At 74.4% G+C, this 26,671-nt stretch carries 25 protein-coding genes, 1 pseudogene and 1 riboswitch; of the genes and pseudogenes, 20 read left to right on the top strand and 6 right to left on the bottom strand.

Going from position 1 to position 26,671, the window contains the following annotated elements; genetic code table 11:
* Window positions 1–162: 162 nt before the first annotated feature.
* Window positions 163–279, top strand: a riboswitch (SAM riboswitch).
* Between the two features lie 206 nt (window positions 280–485).
* Complete coding sequence (locus ACIA5F_RS07805; RefSeq protein WP_399350290.1) at window positions 486–1,877, top strand: aminotransferase class V-fold PLP-dependent enzyme; 1,392 nt, start codon at window positions 486–488, stop codon at window positions 1,875–1,877.
* A gap of 327 nt (window positions 1,878–2,204) precedes the next feature.
* Here the strand turns inward: ACIA5F_RS07805 and ACIA5F_RS07800 are convergent, their stop codons facing one another.
* Together ACIA5F_RS07800 and ACIA5F_RS07795 are read right to left on the bottom strand one after the other, a co-directional pair.
* Complete coding sequence (locus ACIA5F_RS07800) at window positions 2,205–2,486, bottom strand: Lrp/AsnC family transcriptional regulator (protein WP_008738815.1); 282 nt, start codon at window positions 2,484–2,486, stop codon at window positions 2,205–2,207.
* Window positions 2,483–3,205, bottom strand: coding sequence for a rhomboid family intramembrane serine protease (locus tag ACIA5F_RS07795; protein WP_399350288.1), 723 nt, complete (start codon window positions 3,203–3,205; stop codon window positions 2,483–2,485). The genes ACIA5F_RS07800 and ACIA5F_RS07795 overlap by 4 nt, the downstream gene beginning before the upstream one ends.
* A gap of 176 nt (window positions 3,206–3,381) precedes the next feature.
* On the opposite strand from ACIA5F_RS07795, the gene ACIA5F_RS07790 reads away from it, so the two are divergent.
* The 7 genes from ACIA5F_RS07790 to ACIA5F_RS07760 all read left to right on the top strand — a co-directional run bounded on the left by ACIA5F_RS07790 (window position 3,382) and on the right by ACIA5F_RS07760 (window position 11,886).
* Window positions 3,382–3,621 (top strand): hypothetical protein, encoded by a 240-nt coding sequence (locus tag ACIA5F_RS07790; protein ID WP_399350286.1) that lies wholly within the window; start codon window positions 3,382–3,384, stop codon window positions 3,619–3,621.
* Window positions 3,622–3,663: 42 nt separating this feature from the next.
* Entirely contained in the window at window positions 3,664–5,028 is a 1,365-nt protein-coding gene (locus ACIA5F_RS07785; protein ID WP_399350783.1) for an NYN domain-containing protein, read from the top strand.
* Window positions 5,029–5,279: 251 nt separating this feature from the next.
* Window positions 5,280–6,305, top strand: a complete 1,026-nt coding sequence (locus ACIA5F_RS07780; protein ID WP_399350284.1) for an NlpC/P60 family protein — start codon at window positions 5,280–5,282, stop codon at window positions 6,303–6,305.
* 359 nt (window positions 6,306–6,664) lie between these two features.
* A complete protein-coding gene (locus ACIA5F_RS07775; protein WP_399350282.1) occupies window positions 6,665–7,705 on the top strand; it encodes an NlpC/P60 family protein in 1,041 nt (346 codons plus the stop codon).
* A gap of 45 nt (window positions 7,706–7,750) precedes the next feature.
* Window positions 7,751–8,869, top strand: coding sequence for a hypothetical protein (locus ACIA5F_RS07770; RefSeq protein WP_399350280.1), 1,119 nt, complete (start codon window positions 7,751–7,753; stop codon window positions 8,867–8,869).
* A gap of 33 nt (window positions 8,870–8,902) precedes the next feature.
* Window positions 8,903–10,045 (top strand): glycosyltransferase family 4 protein, encoded by a 1,143-nt coding sequence (locus tag ACIA5F_RS07765; protein WP_399350278.1) that lies wholly within the window; start codon window positions 8,903–8,905, stop codon window positions 10,043–10,045.
* A gap of 215 nt (window positions 10,046–10,260) precedes the next feature.
* On the top strand, window positions 10,261–11,886 hold the full coding sequence (locus ACIA5F_RS07760) for a GMC oxidoreductase (RefSeq protein WP_399350276.1): 1,626 nt from the start codon (window positions 10,261–10,263) through the stop codon (window positions 11,884–11,886).
* A gap of 256 nt (window positions 11,887–12,142) precedes the next feature.
* Here ACIA5F_RS07760 and ACIA5F_RS07755 read toward each other — a convergent pair whose 3' ends face one another.
* Together ACIA5F_RS07755 and ACIA5F_RS07750 are read right to left on the bottom strand one after the other, a co-directional pair.
* Complete coding sequence (locus tag ACIA5F_RS07755) at window positions 12,143–12,751, bottom strand: hypothetical protein (RefSeq protein WP_399350274.1); 609 nt, start codon at window positions 12,749–12,751, stop codon at window positions 12,143–12,145.
* A 252-nt stretch (window positions 12,752–13,003) separates the two neighbouring features.
* Window positions 13,004–14,800 (bottom strand): AMP-dependent synthetase/ligase, encoded by a 1,797-nt coding sequence (locus tag ACIA5F_RS07750; RefSeq protein WP_399350272.1) that lies wholly within the window; start codon window positions 14,798–14,800, stop codon window positions 13,004–13,006.
* Between the two features lie 296 nt (window positions 14,801–15,096).
* Between ACIA5F_RS07750 and ACIA5F_RS07745 the strand changes: the two genes are divergently transcribed.
* From ACIA5F_RS07745 to ACIA5F_RS07720, 6 genes are all read left to right on the top strand, one after another.
* Complete coding sequence (locus ACIA5F_RS07745; protein ID WP_399350270.1) at window positions 15,097–15,903, top strand: metallophosphoesterase; 807 nt, start codon at window positions 15,097–15,099, stop codon at window positions 15,901–15,903.
* A gap of 132 nt (window positions 15,904–16,035) precedes the next feature.
* The gene (locus ACIA5F_RS07740; protein WP_399350268.1) at window positions 16,036–16,479 is read left to right on the top strand and encodes an SRPBCC family protein; all 444 of its coding nucleotides are present in this window, start codon (window positions 16,036–16,038) and stop codon (window positions 16,477–16,479) included.
* Window positions 16,480–16,659: 180 nt separating this feature from the next.
* On the top strand, window positions 16,660–17,976 hold the full coding sequence (locus tag ACIA5F_RS07735) for an ArsA family ATPase (RefSeq protein ID WP_399350267.1): 1,317 nt from the start codon (window positions 16,660–16,662) through the stop codon (window positions 17,974–17,976).
* Window positions 17,977–18,062: 86 nt separating this feature from the next.
* The gene (locus tag ACIA5F_RS07730; protein WP_399350265.1) at window positions 18,063–18,566 is read left to right on the top strand and encodes a DUF5304 domain-containing protein; all 504 of its coding nucleotides are present in this window, start codon (window positions 18,063–18,065) and stop codon (window positions 18,564–18,566) included.
* A 62-nt stretch (window positions 18,567–18,628) separates the two neighbouring features.
* Window positions 18,629–19,570 (top strand): ROK family glucokinase, encoded by a 942-nt coding sequence (locus ACIA5F_RS07725; protein WP_399350263.1) that lies wholly within the window; start codon window positions 18,629–18,631, stop codon window positions 19,568–19,570.
* Between the two features lie 109 nt (window positions 19,571–19,679).
* Entirely contained in the window at window positions 19,680–20,441 is a 762-nt protein-coding gene (locus tag ACIA5F_RS07720) for an endonuclease/exonuclease/phosphatase family protein (protein ID WP_399350261.1), read from the top strand.
* Between the two features lie 51 nt (window positions 20,442–20,492).
* Here the strand turns inward: ACIA5F_RS07720 and ACIA5F_RS07715 are convergent, their stop codons facing one another.
* Entirely contained in the window at window positions 20,493–21,056 is a 564-nt protein-coding gene (locus tag ACIA5F_RS07715) for a hypothetical protein (RefSeq protein WP_399350259.1), read from the bottom strand.
* The gene (locus ACIA5F_RS07710) at window positions 21,049–21,828 is read right to left on the bottom strand and encodes an alpha/beta hydrolase (protein WP_399350257.1); all 780 of its coding nucleotides are present in this window, start codon (window positions 21,826–21,828) and stop codon (window positions 21,049–21,051) included. Before ACIA5F_RS07710 ends, ACIA5F_RS07715 begins: the two co-directional genes overlap by 8 nt.
* A 195-nt stretch (window positions 21,829–22,023) precedes the next feature.
* Here ACIA5F_RS07710 and ACIA5F_RS07705 point away from each other — a divergent pair, with 195 nt between their 5' ends.
* The 6 genes and pseudogenes from ACIA5F_RS07705 to ACIA5F_RS07680 all read left to right on the top strand — a co-directional run bounded on the left by ACIA5F_RS07705 (window position 22,024) and on the right by ACIA5F_RS07680 (window position 26,545).
* Window positions 22,024–22,758 carry a lysophospholipid acyltransferase family protein gene (locus ACIA5F_RS07705; protein WP_399350781.1) on the top strand — a complete coding sequence of 245 codons (735 nt, stop codon included), beginning with the start codon at window positions 22,024–22,026 and terminating at the stop codon, window positions 22,756–22,758.
* 81 nt (window positions 22,759–22,839) lie between these two features.
* Window positions 22,840–23,316: pseudogene (locus ACIA5F_RS07700) on the top strand (DUF5931 domain-containing protein); the annotation flags it as partial.
* Between the two features lie 270 nt (window positions 23,317–23,586).
* Window positions 23,587–23,757, top strand: coding sequence for a response regulator transcription factor (locus tag ACIA5F_RS07695; RefSeq protein ID WP_399350778.1), 171 nt, complete (start codon window positions 23,587–23,589; stop codon window positions 23,755–23,757).
* Between the two features lie 197 nt (window positions 23,758–23,954).
* On the top strand, window positions 23,955–24,983 hold the full coding sequence (locus ACIA5F_RS07690; RefSeq protein WP_399350776.1) for a 6-phosphofructokinase: 1,029 nt from the start codon (window positions 23,955–23,957) through the stop codon (window positions 24,981–24,983).
* A gap of 114 nt (window positions 24,984–25,097) precedes the next feature.
* Window positions 25,098–26,093, top strand: a complete 996-nt coding sequence (locus ACIA5F_RS07685) for a 2-hydroxyacid dehydrogenase (RefSeq protein ID WP_399350774.1) — start codon at window positions 25,098–25,100, stop codon at window positions 26,091–26,093.
* 116 nt (window positions 26,094–26,209) lie between these two features.
* Complete coding sequence (locus tag ACIA5F_RS07680; protein ID WP_399350255.1) at window positions 26,210–26,545, top strand: hypothetical protein; 336 nt, start codon at window positions 26,210–26,212, stop codon at window positions 26,543–26,545.
* The last annotated feature ends 126 nt before the right edge of the window (window positions 26,546–26,671 follow it).

Genomic DNA, 26,671 nt, shown 5'->3' with positions numbered 1-26,671 from the left:
GTTTCTGGGTTGCCGCTCGTCTCTGGGTTCCCCGCCGCCCCCGGGGGGGGCGCGGGGGGGGGCGCGCCCCCCCCCACGGCAGGGGCGATTTCCGGCGGGAGGCTGTCCGTATCGCGGACCGGGGTCTTGCGCTCGGCCGATCATGTGGCAGGATGCTGAACAGGTCACGAGTGACAGCGTTTAGGCCCCGGCTTGCTGTCCGGCAACCCTCCTTCCGTGGCGGGGTGCCCCGGGTGATGACCAGGCCGTAGGCAGCGAGGTCTACGGCAAGCGCGGACCCTCGACACCAGGGTCCTGGTCCTCCGAGGAGCTTTTCCGTGAGCAAGCGAATGCGATAGGGCGACTCCGCCCCTTCTTCCCCCTCGGATCAGGGCCGCTTCCGCGTACCCCCGAGGCATCTCCCCGTACCCCGGACGGCGCTCTTCGCCGTACCCGCGTACGGGCACCCCGAAGCCATTCCGCCCTGCCTGCCGGGAGACACCGCCATGTCCGCGTTCCTGAACACCGCCGTCGCCACCGACACCACCGACACCGCCGCGGACCCCGCCTGTGCCGGGCCGCTCCTGGTCCTCGGCCGGGACGTCACCGTCCCGCTCGTCACCGGCGGCGAGGTCACCTACGCGGCCCTCGACTACGCGGCCAGCTCCCCGGCCCTCCAGCGCGTCTGGGACGACGTCGCCGCGTACGCCCCGTACTACGGCAGCGTGCACCGCGGCGCGGGCTACCTCTCGCAGCTCTCCACCGACCTGTTCGAGCAGAGCCGCGTCACGGTCGCCGAGTTCCTCGACTGCCGCCCCGGCGACCAGGTCGTCTTCACCCGGTCCACCACCGACTCCCTGAACCTGCTCGCCGCCGTGCTCCCCGCCGACTGCCAGGTCTTCGTCTTCGAGACCGAGCACCACGCCTCGCTGCTGCCCTGGACGGACGCGCGGGTCACCTACCTCAACGCGCCCCGGACCCCGGCCCAGGCCGTCGAGACGCTGGAGCGGGCGCTGGCCGGGCGCGAGCCTCACGGTCCGGCGCTGGTCTGCGTCACCGGCGCGTCCAACGTCACCGGTGAGCTGTGGCCGGTGAAGGAACTCGCCGCCGCCGCGCACGCCCACGGCGCGCGGATCGTGCTGGACGCCGCCCAGCTCGCCCCGCACCACCCCGTCTCCGTGCAGGAACTCGACGTGGACTGGGTCGCCTTCTCCGGGCACAAGCTCTACGCGCCGTTCGGCTCGGGCGTGCTGGCCGGCCGGGCGGACTGGCTCCAGGAGGCGCGGCCGTACCTGGCGGGCGGCGGCGCCTCGCGGAAGGTGGCCCGGCGCGAGGACGGCGGCGTGGACGTGGAGTGGCACACCACCGCCGCCCGGCACGAGGCCGGTTCCCCGAACGTCATCGGCGTCTACTCGATCGCCTCGGCCTGCCGGGCGCTGACCGGGGCGGGGTTCGAGAACCTGGTCGCGCGGGAACGGCAGCTCATCGCCCGGGTCCTCGACGGGCTGGCGGAGGTCCCGCAGGTGCGGGTCCTGACCCTCTTCGGCGACGAGGCCCCGCGGGTCGGCGTCATCTCGTTCGTGGTGGACGGCTGGAACAGCTCGCACTTCGCCGCCGCGCTCTCCGCGGAGTACGGGATCGGCGTCCGCGACGGCCTGTTCTGCGCCCACCCGCTGGTCCGCACCCTGCTGGGCAGCGAGCCGCAGGAGCCGGGCGAGTGCGGGGCGCCCGAGGCGGCGCCGGGCGAGCGGTCGCTGAACGCGATCCGCGTCAGCTTCGGCGCGGGCACCCCCGACGAGCACGTGGAGCGCTTCGTGCGCGCGGTCGGGGAACTCGTCGCGGACGGCGCGAAGTGGCGGTACCGCACGGAAGAGGGCCGCTGCGTCCCGGCCGTCTGACCTCCTGCGCGCCATGACGTACCGGGACCCGGTACCGACCGTTCGCGCGGCTGTCGGCAAGCCGCTGCCCAGGTGGGCGCCCGGGGCCGGTCCGGTGCGGCACGACTGCGCAGCGTGCCGGGCCCGCTCTACGCCTCGGAGACCGGCTACCCGTTCCGGCTCCAGGAGGGCCGCGCGGCCCTGGCCGGGGAGAGCCTGCCGGGCCTGTGCTCCGGCTGAACGGGGCCGGGCCGGGGGAGAGCGGCCCCGTGGACGGGGCGGGGTGGCCGCCGTCAGGAGGGGGCCGGGCCGGAGACCGGGGGCTCCCGTTGCGCCACCGGCCGGGTGCTACGCGTCGAGGCCGATGGCGAAGGCGGCTTCCAGGTCGTGCTGGGAGTAGGTGCGGAAGGCCACGTGGGTGTCGGTGGCCTCGACGCCCGGGATCTTGCTGATGCGGCCGGGGATGATGTCCGCCAGGTTCTCGTGACGGGCCACGCGGACCAGGGCGATCAGGTCGTACGTGCCCGTGACCGAGTAGACCTCGCTGACGCTGTCCAGCGCGGCGATGGACTCGGCGATCTCGGGGATGCGGTCCACGCTGGTCTTGATGAGCACGATCGCGGTGATCACGGCTGGCTGTCTCCCTCGGTGGCCGTCGCTGGTCGTCCCACTCTAGTCGTACGGCGATAACGGGCCCACGCGTAGAGGAAGCCGAGGGAGAAGCCCACCAGGTGGGCCAGGTAGGCGACCCCGGGGCCGCTGGCCGCCCGGTGCGCGGCCACCCACTGGAGGGCGAACCAGAAGACCAGCACGATCCAGGCCGGGAACCGCAGCGGCAGGAAGAACAGGAACGGGAACAGGCTCGTCACCCGGGCCCGGGGAAGCAGGCAGAGGAAGGCGCCGAGCACCGCGGAGATGGAGCCGGAGGCGCCGACGAGCGTCTGCGAGGACTCCGCGTTGGCCGCCGCGTACACGGCCAGGGCCAGGTAGCCCGTACAGAGGTAGAAGAGGAGGAACGCGGGGCGGCCCATCCGTTTCTCCGTCATCACGCCGAAGACGTGGAGGAAGAGCATGTTGCCGAGCAGGTGCGGCCAGCTCCCGTGGACGAACAGGGCGGTGAGCGGGGTCAGCAGGGTGTGGGCGCCGCCGGTGAAGAGTTCGTCGGGGACCACGCCCCAGCGCCGGAAGTGCGCCGTCCCCGAGGCCAGCAGCGCGTCGCCCGTCCCGTAGGCCGGATTCAGCCCCGAGGCCGGGCCGAGGAGGAACACCACGCAGCAGACGGCGATCAGCGCGTGGGTGACCACCGGGCCCCGGGCGGCCTCGCGTACGGCCCGCCACCTTACGATCATGCGACAGAGCATGACGCAACCGGACCCACCAGGAGCGGTGGCAGGCCGTAGGGTTACGAGCCACGGTCCGGCCGGGCGGAGCGGCGGTTTCCGCGGGTACCGCCCCGGGCGGGCCTCGCGAGCGGTACTTTTCGAGCGGCTTTAATTGAAAGAGCTACGAAGGAGAGAGCGGCCTGATGACGGTTCCCCAGCCGACCGCCACCACCCGGTGGCGCTGCACCTTGTGCGGCAACCTCACGCGGTTCGACGTCACCCGCTCGTCGAAGGTCGTCGAGTACGTCCACCTGGACCTCGCCGGGGAGCCCAAGGTCGAGGAGCGCGAGGTGGTCAATGAGACCATCGAGTCGGTCCGCTGCCGCTGGTGCGACGCGGTGGACCGGATCGAGCTAGTGGACAGGCCGGGCGCGGACTCCTGAGGGAGCCGGGCCCGCAGGGAGATCACACGGTAGGGGTGACGGATTGTGGAGCCAGCAAGCGGCGCTGAACCGGCCGACGCGGCCGGCGGCGCCGCCGAGGCGCTCGACCGCCCGCTGCCGGAAGGCGTGCGGCGCCGGGTCGTCGCGCTCGTCTCGGACGCCTTCGGCGCGCTGACGGTCGCGGACCTTCCGGCGCAGCTGCGCCAGTACGCCCGGTTCACCCCGACCCGGCGCGCCAAGTTCGCGGGCACCGCCATGGCCGCGGCCGTCGAGAGCGACGCCGTCTTCCGGGGCCGGGTCGCCGAGAAGCTGCGCGAGGCGCAGGCCGACCTGGCGGCGGCGCTGGACTCCGGCGCCCCGCCCGCCGCCGCGGACCCGCTGGACGTGGCCGCCGCCGCGTACGTGCTGCGTCCGGCCGGCTGGGTCAAGCTGGTGACCGCCGCGGGCGAGGAGGCGCAGCGCGCCGACGCCGAGCGGGTCGGCGAGGAGAGCCGCCGAGAGCTGGACCGGCTCCGCGAGGAGCTGGCCCACGTACGGGAGACGCAGCGCGCCGGTGGTGACCAGGTGCGGGCGGAGCTGGACACGGCCCGCAGGGAAGCGGAATCGCTCCAGCGCAAACTGCGCAGCGCCCTCAGCGACGTCAAGCGCGGTGAGGCGGCGCTGCGGAAGGTGACCGCCGAGATCGACGGGCTGCGCGGCGAGGCGGCGGCGCGGGTGGCCGCCGCCGAGAGCGAGAGCCGTCGGCTCAAGTCCAGGCTGGCGGAGGCGGAGTCGGCGCTGGAGATCTCGCGCCGGGCCACCCGCGAGGGGCGCAGCATCGAGGACATGCGGCTGCGGCTGCTCCTGGACACCGTGCTGGACGCGGCCCAGGGGCTGCGCCGGGAGCTGGCGCTGCCACCGGTCTCCACCCGCCCGGCGGACACCGTGGAGGCGGTGGAGCCGGGCCGGATGACGCCGAAGGACATCGCGGCGCGCGCCCTGTCGGAGACCGATCCGGCGCTGCTGGACCAGTTGCTGGCGCTGCCCCAGGCCCATCTGGTGGTCGACGGCTACAACGTGACCAAGACGGGCTATCCGACGATGCCGCTGGAGAAACAGCGGCTGCGGCTGCTGGGCGGGCTCTCGATGCTGGCCGCGCAGACGGGCGCGGAGATGACCTGTGTCTTCGACGGGGCGGAGCTGGCGGCCCCGGTGCTGCTCGCGCCGCCGCGCGGGGTGCGGGTGCTCTTCTCCAAGGCGGGGGTGACGGCGGACGAGCTGATCCGCCAGCTCGTGCGCGCGGAGCCGACCGGCCGGCCGGTGGTCGTGGTCTCCACCGACCGGGAGGTCGCCGACGGGGTGGCCAAGGCGGGGGCGCGGCCCGTGGCGTCCGCCTTGCTCCTGAAACGGCTCTCGCGGGTTTCCTGACGGCCGCCCGTGACGCCGGGAAGGGGCGCGTCCGGTGGCGGAGGGGCCGTCAGGTGCCGGGTGCGGAGCGTGCGCCGGAGGTGAAGAAGCCGGAAGGGGACCGGATTTTTTGTCCGTACCTTTGAATTGATCACAGATCGGTCACTAGGGTCGGCCCGAACCTCCGTACGGCAGATCACTCTTTCGGGGTGGTGGCGGAGGCGCCGCCGCGGCGTCCGCCCCGGCGGTTCCCGGAAGAAGGAGACCGGCCCGTGGCGTCCCACCGTCGGCCCAAGCCGCCGCACCGCGCACGCGTGAGCGTCCTCACGGCCACCGCCGCCGCGGCCGTCGCCCTCTCCGCCCAGGGCGCCGCGGCCGCCCCGGCCGAGCCCGGCAAGGACGAGGTCAAGGCCGCGGTCGACGCGCTCTACGAGGAGGCCGAGCAGGCCACCGAGAAGCTCAACGGGGCCGAGGAGCGCCAGGCCGGGCTGGAGCGGGAGATCGGGCGGCTCCAGGACCAGGTCGCCCGCGGCCAGGGCGAGGTCAACGAGTTGCGCGGCGCGCTCGGGTCGATGGCGAGCGCCCAGTACCGCACCGGCTCCGTGGACCGCTCCCTCGCCCTCTTCCTCTCCGCCGACCCGGACGGCTACCTGGACGAGGCCGCCACGCTGGAGCGGTTGAGCGGCAGACAGGTCGACACGGTCCACCAGATCCAGACCAAGCAGCGCGGCCTCGCGCGCCAGCGCCAGGAGGCCGCCGGCAAGCTCGCCGACCTCGACGCCGTCCGCAAGGAGCTCGACGAGAAGAAGAAGACCTCGAAGGCCAAGCTCGCCGAGGCCCAGGCACTGCTCAACTCCCTGACCGCGCAGGAACGGACGCGGCTCAAGGAGGAGGAGACCCGCGCCGGGCAGAGCGCCGGGCAGCACGCCGGCCCCGGCGCCGTGAAGGCGTCCGGCCGCGCCGGGGCCGCCCTCGCCGCCGCCCGGACCAAGCTGGGCAACGCGTACGTCCCCGGCGGTGTGGGCCCCAGCTCCTTCGACTGCTCGGGGCTGACCCAGTGGGCGTACCGGCAGGCCGATGTCAGCATCACCCGCACCACCTTCACCCAGGCGGACGAGGGCACCCGGATCAGCCGGAGCCAGCTCCAACCCGGTGACCTGGTCTTCTTCTACGGGGACCTGCACCACGTCGGTCTGTACGCGGGCAACAACATGACGCTGCACGCCTCCAACCCGCGCGGCGGCGTCAGATACGAGTCGATGGACAACATGCCCTTCCAGTTCGGCGTCCGCGTCTGACCCGGAGCCCGTACCCGGGAACGCACCCGGGGGCGTTCCCGGCCCGGTTCCCCGGGGCCGCGCCGCCCCGCCGTCGCGCCCCTTCCGCGCCCCGCCGCGGGCCGTGCGCGCCCGGTCCGGCGGGCCCACGGACCGAAGACGCGCCGTACACCGCCCATCCGGGCGAATTACGGGGCGCCGCGCTGACCGTGCGCCCCGCCGTGACCTGCGTCTGAGGCGGGGCGTCGCTGTGCGTGCCCGTCGGCGGTCGTTGGCCGGTGCGTGGTCGCACGGCTACTGTCTGCCAGCGCGGAACCCGGCACACGGCCGCCCACGGGGGGCGGACCCGGGCCCCGCGCAGCGGAAGGGAGCGGCGTCACGTGGCGTCCCATCGCCGGCCCGGCCTCACCGGCCTCGACCGGAGCACGAAGGTCACCGTCCTCACCGCCGCCGCGGCCACCGCCGCGGTCGCCCTGGCGGGGGCACCCGCGGGCGCGTCCCCCGGCCTGCCCCACGAGCCCCCGGCCGGCTCCCGCGCCCAGGTCGACCGGCTCTTCGAAGAGGCCGAGCAGGCCACCGAACGCTTCAACGCGGCGGGCGAGAAGGCCGGCCGGCTCCGCTCCGAGATCGGCCGGACCCAGGACGCCCTGGCCCGGGGCCAGGACCGCGTCAACACCATGCGGGGCGTCCTCGGCACCTTCGCCGGAGCCCAGTACCGCGCCGGCTCCATCGACCCCACCGTCGGGCTGGTGCTCTCCGCCGACCCGGACGACTACCTGGAACGGGCCGCCGTCATGGAGCGGCTCACCGGCCGCCAGGCCCAGCACCTCGACGAGCTCCACGAGGAGCGGCGCAGGCTCGGCCAGCAGCGCCAGGAGGCCACCGGGAAGCTCGCCGAACTCGACGCCCTGCGCGCCGAGGTGTCCCGGCACAAGCGGTCCGTCACGGCCAAACTCGCCGCCGCCCGGCAGCTCCTCGACACCATGCCCGCCGGGGAGCGGGCCGCGTTCGACCGGGCCTCCCGGTCCGGCACCCGCGCCGGCGCGCTGCCCGCCTTCGCGGCGGGTCCCTCCTCGGGCCGCGCCGCGACCGCCGTGCTGGCCGCCCGCTCGGCCGTGGGCCGCCCGTACGTGTGGGGCTCCACCGGCCCCTCCGGCTTCGACTGCTCCGGCCTGATGGTGTGGTCCTACCGCCAGGCGGGGGTCTCGCTGCCGCGCACCTCCCAGGCCCAGCGCCACGCCGGCCGGAAGGTCCCGCTCTCGCAGGCCCGCCCCGGCGACCTGGTGACCTACCGCTCGGACGCCAGCCATGTCGGCATGTACGTCGGCAACGGCCAGGTGGTCCACGCCCCGTACCCGGGGGCCCGGGTGCGCTACGACCCCGTCGGGATGATGCCGGTCTCCTCGGTGACCCGCCCCTGAGCCGCGGGGACCCGCCCCCGGCGCGGTCGTGCGTACGATCGGCCGATGCTCCCGGGTCCCCGCGCCGTCCGTCTCCTGCCGCTGCTGCTCTGCCTCCTGCTGGCCGGGTGCGGGGCCCCGGCGACCGCGCCGGACCCGGCCGGGCGGGAGATCCGGCGGGCCGTGGCCGACTGGTCGCGGCAGCCGCCGGACGCGCTCGCCGCGCTCCCGCTCACGCGGTGGACGTACGAGGTCACCTCGGTCCGGCGGGACGGCCCCCGCGCCCTGGTCCGGGCCGACCTGAGCTACCGGCTGGCGGGGTACGACACCGACCCGGCCGGGTCCGGGCGCGAACTCGCCCTGGCGCGGGAGGACGGGGCGTGGCGGGTCCGCGCCGACCGGCCCGCGCCGGGCGCCCCCGCGCAACTGTGGGACCAGGGCGAGGTGACGGTGGTCCGGGGCGCGCACGGCCTGGTCCTGGGCGGCGGCGGGCAGCCCCCCCGAACCCTGGAGGCCGTCGCCGCCGGGACCGACCGGGCGGTGGGCGCCGCGAGCGCCGCCTGGCCGCGCCCCTGGGCGGGCCGGGTGGTGGTGCTGGTCCCCGCCTCGCTGGAGCGGATGGCGGAGCTGCTGGGCGGGGAACCCGACGCCTACCGGGGGCTGGGCGCCGTCACCACCGGCCGGGCGGGGGCCGGGCCGGGCCCCGCCGACCGGGTCGTGATCAACCCGCAGGGGTACGCGGAACTCTCCGAGCGGGGGCGGCAGATCGTCCTGACCCACGAGGTGACCCATGTCGCCACCCGGGCGGCGACCTCCGCGACCACCCCGCTGTGGCTCTCCGAGGGCTTCGCGGACTGGGCGGCGTACCGGGGGAGCGACATCACCCCGGAGCGGGCGGCTCCCGCGCTCGGCCGGGCCGTCCGGCGGGGCGAACTCCCCGGGAGCCTGCCGGACGAGGGGGCCTTCGCCTTCGGCACCGACCCCGAGGCGGCGGCGCGGGCGTACGAGGGCGCCTGGCTGGCCTGCCGGCTGATCGCCGCGCGGTGGGGCGAGGACGCGCTGGTGCGCCTCTACGAGGAGACCGGGCGCCGGCCGCTGCCGGACGCCCTCGGCCGGACCCTGTCCACCGACCCCGCCGCGCTGACGGCCGCCTGGCGGGAGGCCCTGCGCGAGGAGCTCCGCTGAGCGCCGCACGGTGTCCGGTACTGTCGGCAGGCGATGCACAAGACGCTGATCGTGACCAACGACTTCCCGCCGCGACCGGGTGGTATCCAGGCCTTCCTGCACAACATGGCACTGCGCCTGGACCCCGACCGGATCGTCGTCTACGCCTCCACCTGGAAGCACGGCGCCCAGGGCCGCGAGGCCACCGCCGCCTTCGACGCCGAGCAGCCCTTCCCCGTGGTGCGCGACCGCACGACGATGCTGCTGCCCACCCCGCGGGTGACGCGGCGGGCCGCCGCACTGCTGCGCGAACACGGCTGCGAGTCCGTCTGGTTCGGGGCGGCGGCCCCGCTCGGGCTGATGGCCCCGGCGCTGCGCCGGGCGGGCGCCCGGAACCTGGTCGCCACCACCCACGGGCACGAGGCGGGCTGGGCCCAGCTCCCGGCCGCCCGGCAGCTGCTGCGCCGGATCGGCGAGTCCACGGACACCCTGACCTACCTGGGCGAGTACACCCGCTCGCGGATCGCCTCGGCGGTCACGGACCGGGCGGCGGCCCGGATGGCCCAGCTCCCGCCGGGCGTGGACGAGAAGACCTTCCACCCCGGGTCGGGCGGCGCGGAGGTCCGCGCCCGGCTGGGCCTGAGCGAGCGCCCGGTGGTCGTCTGCGTCTCGCGCCTGGTCCCGCGCAAGGGACAGGACACCCTGATCGAGGCGATGCCGCGCATTCTGGCGGCGGTGCCCGACGCGGTGCTCTTGATCGTGGGCGGCGGACCGTACGAGGCGCGGTTGCGGGAGCTGGCCGTCACCACCGGGGTCGCGGGCTCGGTGGTCTTCACCGGGGCCGTCCCGTGGTCGGAGCTGCCCGCCCACTACGGCGCGGGCGACGTCTTCGCCATGCCGTGCCGGACCCGGCGGGGCGGACTGGACGTGGAAGGGCTCGGCATCGTCTACCTGGAGGCCTCGGCGACGGGCCTGCCGGTGGTGGCGGGCGACTCGGGCGGGGCCCCGGACGCCGTGCTGGACGGGGAGACGGGCTGGGTCGTCCAGGGCGGCTCCCCGGACCAGGCGGCGGAGCGGATCACCGCCCTCCTCCTCGACCCGGAGCTGCGCCGCCGGATGGGCGAGCGGGGCCGGGCCTGGGTGGAGGAGAAGTGGCGCTGGGACCTGCTGGCGGAGCGGCTGCGGTCCCTGCTGTAGCCCGGCGTCCCGCCCGGGCCGGGGCGCGGCGGGCGCGGGGTGCGCCATTATCGGCGATCTCCGCCGGGCGCGGGCGGAGTCCGGGTAATCCGGTGCCCGGCGCCGGGGCCCGCCTACGGTCCTGCCATGCCTGACTGCTACTCGAACACGCGACGACGACGGACCCGGCCGGAGGGGCGGACCCCGCGCGCGATGCGGCCGTGACGCCCCGCCCTATGCCCCGCCTGACGCGCCGCCGCCTCCTGGGCGCCGGCGCCTTCCAGGCCGCCGCCGCACTCGGCTTCACCCGGATCGGGCTCTCCGCCGCCGAGGCCGTGGAGCCCGCCGCCGCCCCCTACGCCCCCGCCGTCGTCGTCGGGTCCGGCTACGGCGCCGCCGTCGCGGCGCTGCGCCTCGGGCAGGCGGGCATCCGTACCGTGGTCCTCGAAATGGGCCGGCTCTGGGACACCCCCGGGCCCGACGGCAAGGTCTTCCCCGCCGCCACCGCGCCCGACCGGCGCTCCATGTGGCTGCGTACCCGCACCGAGGCGCCGCTCGCCCAGTTCCTCTGGCTGGACGTGGTCAACCGCGACATCAGCCCCTACCCCGGGGTCCTGGACCGGGTGAACTACGGCGACATGTCGGTGTACGTGGGCCGGGGCGTCGGGGGCGGCTCCCTCGTCAACGGCGGGATGGCGCCCACGCCCAGGCGCTCGTACTTCGCCGAGATGCTGCCCCAGGTCGACGCCGACGAGATGTACGGCACCTACTACCCGCGCGCCCGCGCCATGCTCGGCGTCAACGACATCGACCCGGCCTGGTTCGAGTCCACCCGGTGGTACCGCTTCGCCCGGGTCTCCCGCGAGCACGCCCGCCGCACCGGCCTGCGGACCGTCTTCGTGCCCAACGTCTACGACTTCGGGTACATGGAACGCGAGGCGGCGGGGACCGTCCCCCGGTCCGCGCTGGCCGGGGAGGTCATCTACGGCAACAACCACGGCAAGCGGAGCCTCGACAAGACCTACCTCGCCGCCGCCCTCGCCACCGGCAACGTCACCGTCGAGACCCTCCAGCACGTGAGCGCCGTGCGCGAGGACCCGGCGGGCGGCTACGTCCTCACCGTGCGGACCCTCGACCTCGCCGGCCGGGTCACCCGGGTGCGGGAACTCGGCTGCGCGCACCTCTTCCTCGGGGCGGGCAGCCTCGGCACCACCGAGATCCTGCTGCGGGCCCGCGAGACCGGGGCGCTGCCCGGGCTGAGCGAGCGGGTCGGGCACGGCTGGGGCCCCAACGGCAATGTCATGACGGCCCGCGCCAACCACCTCTGGGACCCGGTCGGCGCCCGCCAGGCCACCATGCCCGCGCTGGGCATCGACGACTGGGACAACCCCGTGCACCCGGTCTTCGCCGAGATCGCCCCGCTGCCCATGGGCGTCGAGCACTGGATCTCGCTGTACCTGGCCATCACCCGGAACCCGGAGCGGGGGCACTTCCGCTACGACGCGGCCACCGACTCGGCGCGGCTGCGCTGGACCCGGGACCAGAACACGCCCTCGGTCGAGGCGGCGCGGAGCCTCTTCGGCCGGATCAACCGGAAGATCGGCACCGTCCACCGGTACGACCTCTTCGGCGGGAACCGGGCCTTCGCCGACGACTTCACCTACCACCCGCTCGGCGGCTGCGTCCTGGGCGAGGCCACCGACGGCTACGGCCGGGCCAAGGGGTACCGGGGGCTCTACGTCGTGGACGGCTCCCTGGTCCCCGGCTCGCTCGGGGTGAACCCGTTCGTGACGATCACCGCGCTCGCCGAGCGGAACATGGCCCGGATCGTCACCGAGGACCTCCACGGGGTGCGCGGCTAGTGCGGTGACCGGAAAGGTTTGCCGGTGAGCCCGCGGCGTCCGGTGCGACTGCGTTCGCTGCGCTCACTTCGTCTCGGCTCTTGCCTTGATCCTTCCGACGCCGAGCGCATCGCAAGGCGGAGGGGCGACCGTAGTACTGGACGTACTCGGGCGCCCCGACAACATCGCGAGGTGCCGTGCCGGGCGTCGCGGGCCGGTGAACCTTTCCGGTCACAGCACTAGCCTGCCCGGCCCCGCCCGGGGAACCGCGCGGGGCTCAGTGGCTGATGGTCAGGTAGCCGGGTCCGTCGCTCTTGGTGACGGTCTGTTTGCTCACGCAGCTCAGGTAGTCGCTCAAGGCCATGCCGATGCGGAGTTCGGCGGTGGACCCGGCGAACGGGCCCGAGGCGATGGGGCCGGTGGCGGCGATGAAGGAGCCACCGGTGGGCGGGGTCTCGACGACGGAGGAGAGCGTGGCCGTGCTGACGGCGCCGGTGTTCCAGGTGATGGTGGCCTGGGCGGTGAAGCTCCCCGAGAAGCAGCCGACGCTGCCCTGACCGGAGAAGGTGAGGCCGGAGACGGCGGTGATCGTCGGGTCCACGCTGCCGCAGCTGTCGCCGCTGCCGGTGAAGGAGACCGTGTTCTCCCGGGCGGTCTGGGTGACGCCGGGTGAGTAGGTGACGGTGCCGGTCCCCAGCGGGCAGAGCGCGTCGACGACCGGTTCCGCAGGAGCGGCCGTGCGCGCCGGGGCGGAGGGGGCCGCCGCCGCGGGGGCCGCGGGGGCGAGGACCAGAGCGGCCGCGGCGAGGGAGGCGGCGGCCGCGGTGCGCAGGGCGGTGCGGGCCGTGCGGGCCCTTCGGGTGGAGGTGGTCCGGGCGATCGTCATGGGATGTCCCGTTTCTTTCGCAGGAAGTGACGCGCGGGAAGTGACGCGCGGGAGGTGGACCCCGGGAAGCGGGCCGCCCGGGAACGCGTACACGGCCCCGCCCGGCCGCAGGACGTACAGCCGTCCGGCGCGGGAGCGCGCCGGACGGAAGGGGGAGCGGAGAGCGGAGGAGGCGGGGTACCGGGTGGGGCCTCAGATCGTGGGCCGCCCCAGGATGCCCCCGCAACCGGGGACACCCGAAAGGGGGCCGGGTCAGCCGTGGTAGAGGGCCTCGATCTCGTCCGCGAAGTCCTTGGCCACCACATTGCGCTTCAGCTTCAGCGACGGGGTGATGTGCCCCGACTCCTCCGTGAACTGCGAGGGCAGGATGCGGAACTTCCGCACCGACTCCGCCTTGGAGACCGCCGCGTTGCCGTCGTCCACGGCCTGCTGGACGGCGGCGATCAGCTCCGCGTCCTCGCGCAGCTCCGCCGCCGTCACCCCGGCCGGCTTGCCGTTCTCCGCCGCCCACCGGCCGAGGAACTCCTCGTCGATGGTGACCAGCGCGGCCACGAACGGCCGTCCGTCGCCGACCACCATGCATTCCGAGACCAGTGCGTGGGCCCGGATGCGGTCCTCGATCACGGCGGGCGCGACGTTCTTGCCGCCCGCCGTGACGATGAGTTCCTTCTTGCGCCCGGTGATCGCGAGGTAGCCGTCCTCGTCGAGGGTGCCGATGTCGCCGGTGCGGAACCAGCCGTCCACCAGCGCTTCGGCGGTGGCCGCCTCGTTCTTCCAGTACTCCTTGAAGATGTGCTCGCCGTGCAGCAGCACCTCGCCGTCGTCCGCGATGCGCACCACGGAGCCCGGCAGCGGCTGGCCGACCGTGCCGATCTTCTGCTTGTCCCACGGGTTGAAGGCGGTCGCCGCGCAGGACTCGGTCAGGCCGTACCCCTCCAGGACCGTGAAACCGATGCCGCGGAAGAAGTGGCCGAGCCGCTCGCCCAGCGGGGCGCCGCCGGAGATCGCGTGCCGGCCGCGCCCGCCGAGGACCGCGTGCAGCTTGCTGTAGACGAGCTTGGCGAAGATCCGGTGCTTGAGTTTCAGCCCGAAGGAGGGGCCGCGCGGGGTGTCCATCGCCCGGCTGTACGCGATCGCCGTCTCGGCCGCCGCGTCGAAGATCTTGCCCTTGCCGTCCGCCTGCGCCTTGGCGCGGGCCGCGTTGTAGACCTTCTCGAAGACGCGCGGCACCCCGAGGATCAGCGTCGGCCGGAAGGAGGCCAGCTCCTCGGTCAGGTTCCTGATGTCCGGTACGCAGCCCAGCCGGATCGGCGCCAGCACGGCCGCCACCTCGACCAGCCGGCCGAAGACGTGCGCCGCCGGGAGGAAGAGGAGCACCGAGCACTCGCCGGTCTTGAAGAGCGGGCTGAGCCGCTCGACCGCGTTGCCGCACTCGGCGAAGAAGTTGCGGTGGGTCAGCACACAGCCCTTGGGGCGGCCGGTGGTGCCCGAGGTGTAGACGATGGTGGCCGGGTCGTCGGCGCACGCGAGGCCGCTGCGCTCGTCCACCTCGGCGTCGCCGACCTCGGCGCCCGCCTCCTTGAGCGCGTCCAGGGCGCCCCGCTCGATCTCCCAGACCTCGCGCAGCTCCGGCAGCCGGTCGCGCAGCCCCTCCACGGTGGCGGTGTGCGCGGGGCTCTCCACGACCACGGCCACCGCGCCGGAGTCGCCGAGGATCCACTGGATCTGCTCGGGGGAGCTGGTCTCGTACACGGGGACGGTGACGGCGCCCGCGCTCCAGATCGCGAAGTCGACCAGCACCCACTCGTAGCGGGTGCGCGAGATCAGGGCCACCCGGTCGCCGGGCCGGACACCGGCGGCCATCAGGCCCTTGGCGGTGGCCCGCACCTCGGCGAGGAACTCGGTCGCCGTGACGTCCACCCACCGGGCGCCGGACTTGCGGGCCATCACGGCGACGTCGGGATGCTGAGCGGCGTTGCGGCGGATGAGATCCGTCAGGTTCCCGTCCGACGGGACCTCGTACAGGGCCGGAAGGCTGAACTCGCGCAAGACTGCTGCTCCTCTGGGCGCCATCGCCACCGTGTGGACCGACCGGACGTTACCCACCGGTAGTGGGTTCCGATAGAGGGAACCGGCCAGATGTTCCGTGCGTCACATGACGCGGCCGTACCGTGCCGAGAGTAGTCGAACCCCTTTGCAACTCGGAAGTAACCGCAGGTCCGGCCCGCTGCGCGGACCCCCCGTCCACAGGCGCCGCACACCTCCCCCGGCGTGGCCGGGAAGGCCCGCCCGGACCGGTGCACCGGGCTGGCGGACCAGGCCCGTCACGGCATTAGGGTGACCGCATGAACGGTGGTCGCGGGCAGGGCGGACAGGGCCGCAAGAGCGGTACGAGGGTCCACGTCGTCAGTGACGTGCACGGCAACGCCGAGGCCCTCGCCCGGGCGGGGGACGGCGCCGACGCCCTGATCTGCCTCGGCGACCTCGTCCTCTTCCTCGACTACGCCGACCACTCGCGCGGCATCTTCCCCGACCTCTTCGGCGTCCGCAACGCCGACCGCGTCGTGGAGCTGCGCACCGCGCGCCGCTTCGAGGAGGCCCACGAGCTCGGCCGCCGGCTCTGGGCCGGACTGGACCGGGACCAGGTCGTCGAGGACGCCGTCCGCCGCCAGTACGCGCGGCTCTTCGCGGCCTTCCCCCGGCCCACCTACGCCACCTACGGCAACGTCGACATCCCGGCGCTGTGGCCGGAGTACGCCGGTGCGGGCGTCACCGTGCTCGACGGGCAGCGCGTGGAGATCGGCGGGCGCGTCTTCGGCTTCGTCGGCGGCGGCCTGCCCTCACCGGCACGGACCCCGTACGAGGTGGACGTGGAGGAGTACGCGGCCAAGGTGGAGGCGCTGGGCGCGGTGGACGTGCTCTGCTCGCACATCCCGCCGGAGGTGCCGGAACTCTGCTACGACACGGTCGCGCGCCGGTTCGAACGGGGCAGCGAGGCCCTGCTGGCGGCGATCCGGCGCACCCGCCCCCGGTACGCCCTCTTCGGCCACGTCCACCAGCCGCTGGCGCGGCGGATGCGGATCGGGGGCACGGAGTGCGTGAACGTCGGGCACTTCGCGGCGACCGGGCGGCCATGGGTCATGGAGTGGTGAACCGGGCCCGTGACCGGCCGGTGCCCGGCCCGTGAGGGCGCTGGAGTGGCCGGGGCCGCACGCGCGGTAGCCTTCACGCGGCGGCCGGAGGCCGCACATTTCCTCGAATGACTCTCCGGAGGAGCGACCGCGATGGCGGAACACACCAGCTCAAGCATCACGATCGAGGCGGCGCCGGCCGACGTGATGGCCGTGATCGCCGACTTCGCCCGCTACCCCGACTGGACCGGCGAGGTGAAGGAGGCGGAGGTGCTCGCCGCCGACGCCGCGGGCCGCGCCGAGAAGGTCCGGCTGCTGCTCGACGCGGGCGCGATCAAGGACGACCACACCCTGGCCTACACCTGGAAGGGCGCGGACGAGGTCAGCTGGACCCTGGACAAGTCCCAGATGCTGCGCCAGCTCGACGGCTCGTACCGGCTGGCCCCGGTGGACGGCGGCAAGCGGACCGAGGTCACCTACCAGCTGACCGTCGACGTCAAGATCCCGATGCTCGGCATGATCAAGCGCAAGGCCGAGAAGGTCATCATCGACCGGGCCCTGGCGGGTCTGAAGAAGCGCGTGGAATCCACGGTCTGACACCTGGAGCCCACGCTCCGAACGACCCGGCGGTCCGGGGTCCTGGGTCCGGGCGGGACCGGAGCCCCGGGCGCCCGGACCCGCCGCGGGCCCCGGACCGACCGGGCGCCCGAACCCGCCGCGGCCCCGAGCGCCCGCGGACCGGAACCACCCGCGGACCCGAGCCGGAGCCCACGCACCATGCACACCTTGTTCATCACCGGCCCCGGCGGCGCCGGGCGGACCACCGTCGCCGCGGCCACCGCCCTCGCCGCGGCCCGCACGGGGCGGCGCGTGCTGCTCCTCCTCGGCGACCAGGGCGCCCACCCCGGCCCCGGAAACGGCCCCGGCCCCGGAAACGGCCCCGGCCCCGGAAACGGACCGGGCAGCGGCCCGGAGAACGGCCGGGGCAGCGGCCCGGGGGACCTCTTCGGCCTCTTCGGCCCGCCGGACGGGGAGCCCGCCGAGGCCGCCCCGGGGCTGTGGGCCGTGCCCGTCGCCGGGATACGGGTGGCCCGGACCGACTCCGGCGAGGAGTTCCGGTCCGGGCTCGTCGCCCTCCAGGAACACGGCTCCGCCCTGCTCTCCCTGGCCGGGGCCCGGCCGCTCGGGGCCGAGGAACTCACCGAACTGCCCGGCGCCGAACAGTTCGCCCTGCTGCGCGCAGTGCGCCTGGCCGCCGCCGCGCCCGGGACGGACCTCCTCGTCGTCGACCTGCCCCCGCTCCACCAGGCCGTCACCACCCTCGCCCTCCCCGCCCAGCTGCGCCGTTACCTGGCCCGGCTGCTCCCCTCCGAACGCCGGGCCGCCCGCGCCCTGCGGCCCGTACTGGCCCAGCTCGCCGGGGTGCCCATGCCCGCCACCTGGCTCTACGAGGCCGCCGAGCGCTGGGACCGGGAGCTGGCCGCCGTCCAGGCCGTCGTCCAGTCGCCCACCACCGAGGTCCGGCTCGTCGCCGAGGCCGGCCCGGCCGCCGACGCGGCGCTGCGCACGGGCCGCCTCGGGCTCGCCCTCCACGAGCTGCCCGTCCGCGCGCTGATAGCCAACCGGACCGTCCCGCGCGGCTCGGCGGACCCCTGGCTCGCCGGGCTCGCCGCCCAGCAACAGCGCTGGACCGAGGTGTGGACCGAGGTGTGGGCCGGGGCCGGGGACGTGCCGGTGACCGGGCTGGCGCACCTCGGCCGGGACCCGCGCACCCCGGCGGACCTGGCCCTCCTCGCCGCCACGGACGGCCTGGCCCCGGCCGCCCCCGCGCCCCGGACGCCCTGGGCCGTCGAGGACCGGCGGGCCGAGGACGGGGTGCTCGTCTGGGCGATACCCCTGCCCGGCGCGGACAAGCGCGACCTGGACCTGGTCCGCCGAGGTGACGAACTCCTGCTCACGGCGGGCCCCTACCGCAGGGCCGTCCCGCTGCCCCCGGCGCTGCGCCGCTGCACCGTCTCCGGCGCCGCCCTCACCGAAGGGGTGCTCAGGGTGCGGTTCACCCCGGACCCGGGGCTGTGGCCCCGGACCCCCTGAACCCCGTACCGCCGTTCGGGGTACCGTCGGAGGTGTAGCCCCCGGGGCACGTCGCACGCCCCTTACCCGCCGTAGGAGACTCCGCCATGAGCGAGGCCACCGACCGCCCCACCGACGACGACGCCTGGGCAAAGGCGTGCGCCGAGGACCTCGCCGCCGAACGGGAGCGGCTGCGGCGGGAGCCGGGCGCCGAGGAGACCGGCACCGCCGCCCAGGAGCTGTTCCGGCTGCTGGACGCCGTCACGGACAAGGTCTCCGCCCTGAACAGCCCGTTCCTGGGAGCCGCCGCCCAGGGCGCGGTGCGGCACTTCGCCGACCAGGCCAAGGCCGTGGCCAAGCCCGTCGTCGAGCGCAACCCCGAGGTCTTCGACCACCTCGCGGCGGCCGGCTCCGAACTCCTCGCCGCCTACCGCTCCGCCGTCGGCGGCCACGAGAGCCGCTGGACCAGGGACCGGCCGCCGGCCGCGGGCCAGGAGCCCCCGTCCGGCCCGGGCCGGACGGCCCACGGCGAGGGACCCGGCGGGCAGCCCCACGAGGGACCCGACGAGGGACCCGACGGGGGACCGGCCGGGCGGATCGATCTCGACTGAACCTCCGCCACCCTCGGGTACGGTGGGCCGTTGGCGGGGTTCGACCGGAAACCGAGGGACTAATGGGACTCACGATCGGCGTCGACATCGGCGGCACGAAGATCGCGGCTGGTGTGGTCGACGAGGAGGGCACGATCCTTGAGATGTACAAGGTGCCCACCCCGCCGACCGGGGAGGGTGTGACGGAGGCGATCTGCGCGGCGGTCTCCGCCGTCAGCGGCGGTCACACCATCGACGCCGTGGGCATCGGCGCCGCCGGGTACGTGGACGACAAGCGCGCCACCGTGCTCTTCGCACCCAACATCAACTGGCGGCACGAGCCGGTGAAGGACAAGGTCGAGCAGCGCGTCGGCCTGCCGGTCGTCGTCGAGAACGACGCGAACTGCGCGGCCTGGGGCGAGTACCGCTTCGGCGCCGGCCAGGGCCACGAGGACGTCATCTGCATCACGCTCGGCACGGGCCTGGGCGGCGGCATCATCATCGGCAACAAGCTGCGGCGCGGGCGCTTCGGCGTCGCCGCCGAGTTCGGCCACATCCGGGTCGTCCCGGACGGCCTGCTCTGCGGCTGCGGCAGCCAGGGCTGCTGGGAGCAGTACGCCTCCGGGCGCGCCCTCGTCCGGTACGCCAAGCAGCGCGCCGCCGCCACGCCCGAGAACGCGGTGACCCTGCTCGCCCTCGGCGACGGCACCCCCGAGGGCATCGAGGGCAAGCACGTCAGCGAGGCCGCCCGGCAGGGCGACCCGGTGGCCGTGGACTCCTTCCGCGAGCTGGCCCGCTGGGCCGGCGCGGGCCTGGCCGACCTGGCCTCGCTCTTCGACCCGTCCGCCTTCATCGTCGGCGGCGGCGTCTCGGACGAGGGCGACCTGGTCCTCGACCCGATCCGCAAGTCCTTCCGGCGCTGGCTGATCGGCGGCGCCTGGCGCCCGCACGCGCAGGTCCTCGCCGCCGAGCTGGGCGGCAAGGCCGGCCTGGTCGGCGCGGCCGACCTGGCCCGCCAGGGCTGACACCGCCACCGCCGGGGACTGCCGCACCCCTGCGCGCGCCTCTGCTCCTGTGCACCTCTGCCCGCCGCGCCCTCCGGGGCGCGGCGGGCAGAGCGCTATCTTGCTCCGCATGGACGTGTCCGTGCTGCCGCCGCTGCCCCGCTCCGTCACCGAACCCGACGGCTCCGCCGTGATCCGGGTGCTCTCCTACAACGTCCGCTCGCTGCGCGACGACGAGGACGCGCTGGCCCGGGTGGTCCGTGCCTGCGCGCCGGACCTGGTCCTCGTCCAGGAGGCGCCACGGTTCTTCCGCTGGCGCAAGCACGCGGCGCGGCTCGCCGCCAAGTGCGACCTGGTGGTGCTGGGCGGCGGCGCGACGGCCGCCGGACCGCTCCTGCTCTGCTCGCTGCGGGCCTTCGTGGAGGAGACCCGGGACGTGCTGCTCCCGCTCACGCCCGGCCTGCACCGGCGGGGCTTCGCGACGGCGGTGGTCCGGTTCGGGGCGGCGCGGGTCGCCGTCCTCAGCGCGCACCTGTCGCTGGACGCGGCGGAACGCCACGCGCAGGCGGGGGCGCTCCTGGAGCGGCTCGCCGCCACCGGCGCCCCGTACGCGATCGCCGGGGGCGACCTCAACGAGCCGCCGGACGGCCCCGCCTTCCGGCGGCTGTCGGCCGCCCTCCAGGACTGCCGGACGGTGGCCCCGTGGGGCGGCGGCCCGACCTTCCCGCAGAGGGCGCCGGAGCGGCGGATCGACGCGGTCCTCGCGTCCCCCGGGGTGCGGGTGCTGGGCTGCGGTGTCCCGGTGGGGCTGGAGGGGGTGACGGAGGCCGACCTGCGGGCCGCCACGGACCACCTCCCGGTCCTGGCGGCCCTGCGCCTGCCGGCCCCGTGACGCCGGGCCGGGCCCGGGCCGTACCCGGCGCCGGGTAGCGCCGGGGCGGGGTCAGACCACCGCGCCGCGGCCCGGGTCGTCGTCCTCGTCGTCACCCTGGGTCATCCGGGCCACCAGGGTGGCGAAGCCGCCCAGGAAGCCACCGATGCCCAGGGTCGTGAGCCACCAGGTCATCTCCCACTGGAAGAGCACCGCCAGCAGCAGCAGCACCGGGCCGCCGAGCACCGCCAGCCAGGCGAACTTCGACGTCACGTCCGCCGGCGGGAGCTCGGGCTCCGGCGGGACGAAGTGGCCCTCCTCCGCCGGGGTCAGGTCGTCGTCCTTCGGCTCCGCCAGCGAGTGGTCCCGGGGACCGGCCATGCCGACGCCCGGGGCGAAGACCACCGAGCTGCCCAGCGCCACCGGCGGCTCCGTCCCGGCTCCGGGCTCCGGCTTCGGTTCGGTCGGCAACGGCTTGACGTCCTCCTCCGGCAGCAGCAGGTTCTCGATCGGTCTGAACGGCCGGGCCCCCGGCGGGTCCGGCGGCTCCTGCCCGTACCCGGCGACGATCGCCGCCCATGCCGCTTCCTCGTCCAGCGGCGGAACCCCGCCCGACTGCTCCTCGTGCTCAGCCACCCGTCTCCGCCCCCTCCCTGTCCGCGCCCTCCGCCAGTCGGCCGACGAACGCCCAGCTCTCCGCGAAGATCCGCTCCGCGTCATGGTCCAACGTCGCGACGTGGTAACTCTGTTCCAGCAGGGACTCGGTGACGTCCGTCGAGGAGATCCGGGCCAGGATGCGCGCCGAGTCGGCCGGCGGGACGACATGGTCCTGCGTGCTGTGCAGCAGCAGCACCGGCTGTGTCACCTGCGGCAGCTCGGCGTCGACGAGCTGGAGGAACGAGCGCAGCGAGTGCGCGGCCCGGGTCGGGATCCGCTCGTAGCCGACCTCCAGGGAGCCCGGCTTGGCGATGTCGCTGGCGATGCCCGGCATCGACCGGATCAGGTGCTTGGTCAGCGGCAGGGTCACCGCCAGCGGGTCGTGCACCTTGTTGGCCGGGTTGACGAGGACGATGCCGCGGACCGCGTCCCCGTGCTTCGCCGCCAGCCGCAGGGTGAGCGCCCCGCCCATCGACAGCCCGAAGACGAACACCTGCGCGCACCGCTCCAGCAGCTCCCGCAGCGCGCGGTCCACCTCGGCGTACCAGTCCTGCCAGCCCGTGAGCTGCATGTCCTGCCAGCGCGTCCCGTGCCCGGGGAGCAGCGGCAGCGACACCGACAGCCCCCGCCCGGCGAGATGTTCGGCCCAGGGGCGCAGCGACTGCGGGGAACCGGTGAAGCCGTGGCAGAGGAGGACGCCGACCTCACCGCCCTCGTGGCGGAACGGCTCGGCTCCAGGGAGGACGGGCACCAGAGTCTCCTTGATCATGACGGATGTCGGGCGGGGGAGGGCGCCCGCGGCTGTACGGGTGCGTCGCGCTGTGTGACTTCACCGTACGCGACAGGGGTGGGACCGACCAGGGTCGTCGGGGCCGCTCCAGGGGTGGCCACGGGTTAAGGTCTGTTCGACATACAAAGGAAGGCTTTCGAGTTGATCTACGGCGCAATGAAGTTCTCCATCGGCGGTTCACTGAAGCTCGCCTTCAGGCCGTGGGTGGAGGGCCTCGACAACATTCCCGCGGAGGGGCCGGCGATCCTCGCGAGCAACCACCTGTCCTTCTCCGACTCCTTCTTCCTCCCGGCGGTGCTGGACCGGAAGGTCACCTTCATCGCGAAGGCGGAGTACTTCACCTCCCCGGGGGTCAAGGGCAGACTGACGGCCGCCTTCTTCAAGGGCGTCGGCCAGCTCCCGGTGGACCGCTCCGGCGCGCGCGGTGCCGGTGAGGCCGCCATCAAGAGCGGCATCGAGGTCATCGAACGCGGGGAGCTGTTCGGTATCTACCCCGAGGGGACGCGTTCACCCGACGGCCGCCTCTACCGGGGCAAGCCGGGGGGCCTGGCCCGGGTGGCCCTGGCCACCGGCGCGCCCGTGATCCCGGTGGCGATGATCGACACCGAGAAGATCCAGCCGCCCGGCAAGGTGGTCCCCAAGCTGATGCGTCCGGGCATCCGCATCGGCAAGCCGCTGGACTTCAGCCGCTACCACGGCATGGAGGGCGACCGCTTCATCCTGCGTTCGGTGACCGACGAGGTCATGTACGAGATCATGAAGCTCTCCGGCCAGGAGTACGTCGACATCTACGCGACGGCGGCCAAGCGGCAGATCGCCGACGCCGAGAAGGCGGCCAAGGGCGAGAAGCCGGAGCCCGGCAAGCCGGAGTCCGGGAAGGGCGACCGGTAGGACGGCGTCCGCCGGACGACGCGGGCGGGGGCGCCCGCGGGGGGTGGGGGAGACGGCGGGGCGCGAGCGCGTCGTGCGGATGTCGCGGTGACCGGGATACTACTCACCCCGCTCGCCGACACCCACGTACGGATCACCTCCGGCGGTCCCACCCTCCCCAGCATCTGGACCGCGGGCCCGGTGCTGGCCTTCGCCCTCAAGGGCGGGTGGCGCTGGGCCTGTTCCGCCTCCGCCTTCGTCGCCGCAGCCAACGTCGCGCAGCGCGGCGCCCTCACCCGGGACACGCTCCACGACGTCCTGCTGGTCTGGGTCGCCTCCGTCGCCATCGGCTACGTCGTCGAGGTGGCGCGGGTCGGTGAGGCCACCCTCGCCCGCGCCCTGGAGATCGAGGCCGCCACCCGTGAGCGCGAACGCCTCGCCCGTGACATCCACGACGGGGTCCTCCAGGTCCTCGCCATGGTCCAGCGGCGCGGCGCCGAGGCGGGCGGCGAGGCCGCCGGGCTCGGGCGGCTGGCGGGGGAGCAGGGGACCGCGCTGCGCACCCTGGTCTCCGGCGGCCCGGCGTCCGTCCCCGGACCCGCCCGCGCCGGGTGGCCGGGCGCGGGCGGGGACCCGTACGGGGAGTCCGGCGCGGGCGGCTACCTGCTGAAGTCCGCGGGGGCCCGGGAGCTGGTCGACGCGGTCCGCCGCACCGCCGCCGGGGAGCCGGTCTTCACCCCGGGCCTGGCCGGTCTGGTCCTCGGCGAGTACCGCCGCCTGTCCACCGCCCCGGCACCGGCCGCCGCCGACGGGCCGCAGGCTCCCCGGCTGACCGGCCGGGAGACCGAGGTGCTCCGGCTGGTGGCCAAGGGACTGTCGTACAAGCAGATAGCGCAGCGGCTGGTCATCTCCCACCGCACGGTGCGGAACCACGTCCAGAACACCCTGGGCAAGCTCCGGCTGCACAACCGGGTGGAGCTGGTCCGGTATGTGATCGAGCGGGGCCTGGACGAGGAGTAGCGGGGCGCGTGGGGCGGGGTGCGGGCAGAGTGCGGATCGGGGCATAGATCGTACTTGCTGCTCCGTACGACTTATGTCCCCATATGAGTGAACAGGCGGACGCAACGCCCCGTGATTCCACCGGAATTGTCTCTTTCTCACCCCTTGCTGTGACCTGGGTCACCACTAGCGTGGCCGTCATGGCGAAGGGAGATTCCATGAAGGTCGGAGTGCTGACCGGTGGCGGCGACTGCCCCGGGCTCAACGCGGTGATCAGGGCGGTCGTCCGCAAGGGCGTGCAGGAGTACGGCTACGGGTTCGTCGGGTTCAAGGACGGCTGGCGAGGCCCGGTCGAGGGGGACACCGTCCCGCTCGGCATCGACGCCGTCCGCGGCATCCTCCCGCGCGGCGGGACCATCCTCGGCTCCTCGCGGACCAATCCGTTCCAGCGGGAGAACGGGGTCCGGCGGATCAAGGAGAACCTCACCAAGTACGAGGTCGACGCGCTCGTCGCGATCGGCGGCGAGGACACCCTCGGCGTGGCCGCCCGGCTGTACGAGGAGTACGGCATCCCGTGCGTCGGCGTGCCCAAGACCATCGACAACGACCTGTCGGCCACGGACTACACCTTCGGCTTCGACACCGCCGTCGGCATCGCGACCGAGGCCATCGACCGGCTCCACACCACCGCCGAGTCGCACATGCGGGTCCTGGTCGTCGAGGTGATGGGCCGGCACGCCGGCTGGATCGCCCTGCACTCCGGGCTCGCGGGCGGGGCCAACGTCATCCTCATCCCCGAGCAGCGCTTCGACGTCGACCAGGTCTGCGCCTGGGTCACCTCCCGGTTCAAGGCCAGTTACGCGCCGATCGTGGTGGTCGCCGAGGGGGCCGTGCCCAAGGACGGGGAGCTGGTCCTGAAGGACGCCACCACGGACTCCTTCGGCCATGTCCGGCTCTCGGGCGTGGGCGAGTGGCTGGCCAAGGAGATCGAGGCGCGGACGGGCAAGGAGGCCCGCACGACGGTGCTCGGGCACGTCCAGCGCGGCGGCACCCCGAGCGCCTTCGACCGCTGGCTGGCCACCCGGTTCGGCCTGCACGCGATCGACGCGGTCCGGGACGGTGCCTTCGGCACCATGGTCGCGCTCAAGGGGACGGACATCGTCCGCGTCCCCATCGCCGAGGCCACGGCCAGGCTGAAGACGGTGGACCCCGCGCTCTACCGGGAGGTCGGGGTCTTCTTCGGCTGACCGGCTGACCGGCTGACCGGCTGACCGGCTGACCGGCTGACCGGGTGCCGGGCACCCGCGGACCATGGGACGTAAGGTGACAGACGACCCATGGTCCGACCTACGGGAGCACATGTGGAGATCCTGGCCTTCGGGGTGACCGCGGACGAGAAGCCGCTCCTGGAGCGCGCCTTCGCCGGACAGCACGAGGTCCGCTGCCTCGACGTCTTCATGAGCGAGGACACCGCGCCCATCGCCGCCGGGTACGAGATCGTCTCCTCCAGCGTCAACGCCGACCTGAGCGGCCGGGTGCTGCGCACCCTGGCCGCGGGCGGGACGAAGATGATCGCCCAGCGCTCCACCGGCTTCAACAACATCGACCTGGAGGTCGCGCGGCGGCTCGGCCTGACCGTGAGCCGGGTCTCGTACTACTCCCCCTACTCGGTCGCCGAATTCGCCTGGACCCTGGCGATGGCCGTGAACCGCCGCATCGTCCGGGCCTCCAACCGGACCCGGGACTTCGACTTCCGGCTGAACGGGCTGATGGGCCGGGACATGCGGGGCCGCACGGTCGGTGTCCTCGGCACCGGCAAGATCGGGGAGGCGTTCACCCGGATCGCGCACGGCTTCGGGATGAACCTGCTGGGCTGGGACGTCGTACGGAACCCGGCCTGCGTGGAACTCGGCATGACGTACGTGGAGAAGGAGGAACTCTTCGCCTCCTCGGACCTGATCAGCCTGCACGTGCCGCTGCTGGAGTCCACGCACCACATCATCGGCGCGGACGCGCTGCGGGCGATGCGGGACGACGCGATCCTGGTCAACTCCAGCCGCGGCGGCCTGATCGACACGAACGCGCTGGTCACGGAGTTGCGCGCGGGCCGCTTCACCGGCGTGGGCCTGGACGTGTACGAGGCGGAGGCCGGGGTCTTCTTCCTCGACAAGTCGCTGGAGGCCGTCGAGGACGACACCCTGGCCCGGCTCGTCACCTTCCCCCACGTCCTGGTCACCTCCCACCAGGCGTACTACACGGCGGACGCGGTCGGCCAGATCATCGACACCACCGTCGCCAACGTCGCGGACTACCTGGCCGGCCGCCGCTCCGAGAACACCCTCACGCCCGCGAACTGAGCGCGTGGCCGCGCGCCGGGGCCGGGGCCGCGAACCGGGGCCGCGGCGCCGCGCGTTCACCTCGACTTCGCCTCCCGGTCGTCCCCGGCGGCCGGGCGGGGCCTACATTCGGCCGCGTGGACATACCCGTAGTGGCCCGCTGGGCCCTGTTCGCCCTCGCCGCCGTGCTCCTGCTGCTCACCGTCCGGTCGCTGCTCCTGGCCCGCCGCGCCGCCCCCGGCCACCGGACCGGGCCCCTTCTGGACGCCGCCGACCGGGGGCTGAGCGCGGTGATGGCGACCGGTCTCGCCCTGCCCGGGGTCCAGTGGGAACTCGCCTTCGGCGCGCTGGCCCTGCTGGGACCGGTGCTGGTCCGGAAGGCCGTGCACGACCACCGCGCGGGCCGCGCGGCGAAGGCCGCCGCCGCCCCGCAGGCCCCCGCGCCGGGCCCGGGGTCCCCGGGCCCGGCGTAGGCCCCCGCCACCGGGGCTAGTGCGGTGACCGGAAAGGTTCACCGGCCCGCGGCGTCCGGCACGGCCCCTCGCCGCGTTGTCGGGGCGCCCGAGTACGTCCAGTACACGGGCGCCCCTCCGCCTTGC

It is taken from the genome of Streptomyces sp. NPDC051567 (assembly GCF_044454165.1).
GTDB lineage: Bacteria > Actinomycetota > Actinomycetes > Streptomycetales > Streptomycetaceae > Streptomyces.
The sequence above is the reverse complement of the archived record's forward strand: the minus strand, read 5'-3'. Positions and strand labels throughout refer to the sequence as shown.

Excerpts from the sequence above, each read along its gene's own strand:
- ACIA5F_RS07805 (WP_399350290.1), top strand. The coding sequence starts at position 486 with ATGTCCGCGTTCCTGAACACCGCCGTCGCCACCGACACCACCGACACC.
- ACIA5F_RS07795 (WP_399350288.1), bottom strand. The coding sequence starts at position 3,205 with ATGATCGTAAGGTGGCGGGCCGTACGCGAGGCCGCCCGGGGCCCGGTG.
- ACIA5F_RS07790 (WP_399350286.1), top strand. The coding sequence starts at position 3,382 with ATGACGGTTCCCCAGCCGACCGCCACCACCCGGTGGCGCTGCACCTTG.
- ACIA5F_RS07770 (WP_399350280.1), top strand. The coding sequence starts at position 7,751 with ATGCTCCCGGGTCCCCGCGCCGTCCGTCTCCTGCCGCTGCTGCTCTGC.
- ACIA5F_RS07765 (WP_399350278.1), top strand. The coding sequence starts at position 8,903 with ATGCACAAGACGCTGATCGTGACCAACGACTTCCCGCCGCGACCGGGT.
- ACIA5F_RS07760 (WP_399350276.1), top strand. The coding sequence starts at position 10,261 with ATGCCCCGCCTGACGCGCCGCCGCCTCCTGGGCGCCGGCGCCTTCCAG.
- ACIA5F_RS07755 (WP_399350274.1), bottom strand. The coding sequence starts at position 12,751 with ATGACGATCGCCCGGACCACCTCCACCCGAAGGGCCCGCACGGCCCGC.
- ACIA5F_RS07745 (WP_399350270.1), top strand. The coding sequence starts at position 15,097 with ATGAACGGTGGTCGCGGGCAGGGCGGACAGGGCCGCAAGAGCGGTACG.
- ACIA5F_RS07740 (WP_399350268.1), top strand. The coding sequence starts at position 16,036 with ATGGCGGAACACACCAGCTCAAGCATCACGATCGAGGCGGCGCCGGCC.
- ACIA5F_RS07735 (WP_399350267.1), top strand. The coding sequence starts at position 16,660 with ATGCACACCTTGTTCATCACCGGCCCCGGCGGCGCCGGGCGGACCACC.
- ACIA5F_RS07730 (WP_399350265.1), top strand. The coding sequence starts at position 18,063 with ATGAGCGAGGCCACCGACCGCCCCACCGACGACGACGCCTGGGCAAAG.
- ACIA5F_RS07725 (WP_399350263.1), top strand. The coding sequence starts at position 18,629 with ATGGGACTCACGATCGGCGTCGACATCGGCGGCACGAAGATCGCGGCT.
- ACIA5F_RS07720 (WP_399350261.1), top strand. The coding sequence starts at position 19,680 with ATGGACGTGTCCGTGCTGCCGCCGCTGCCCCGCTCCGTCACCGAACCC.
- ACIA5F_RS07705 (WP_399350781.1), top strand. The coding sequence starts at position 22,024 with ATGAAGTTCTCCATCGGCGGTTCACTGAAGCTCGCCTTCAGGCCGTGG.
- ACIA5F_RS07690 (WP_399350776.1), top strand. The coding sequence starts at position 23,955 with ATGAAGGTCGGAGTGCTGACCGGTGGCGGCGACTGCCCCGGGCTCAAC.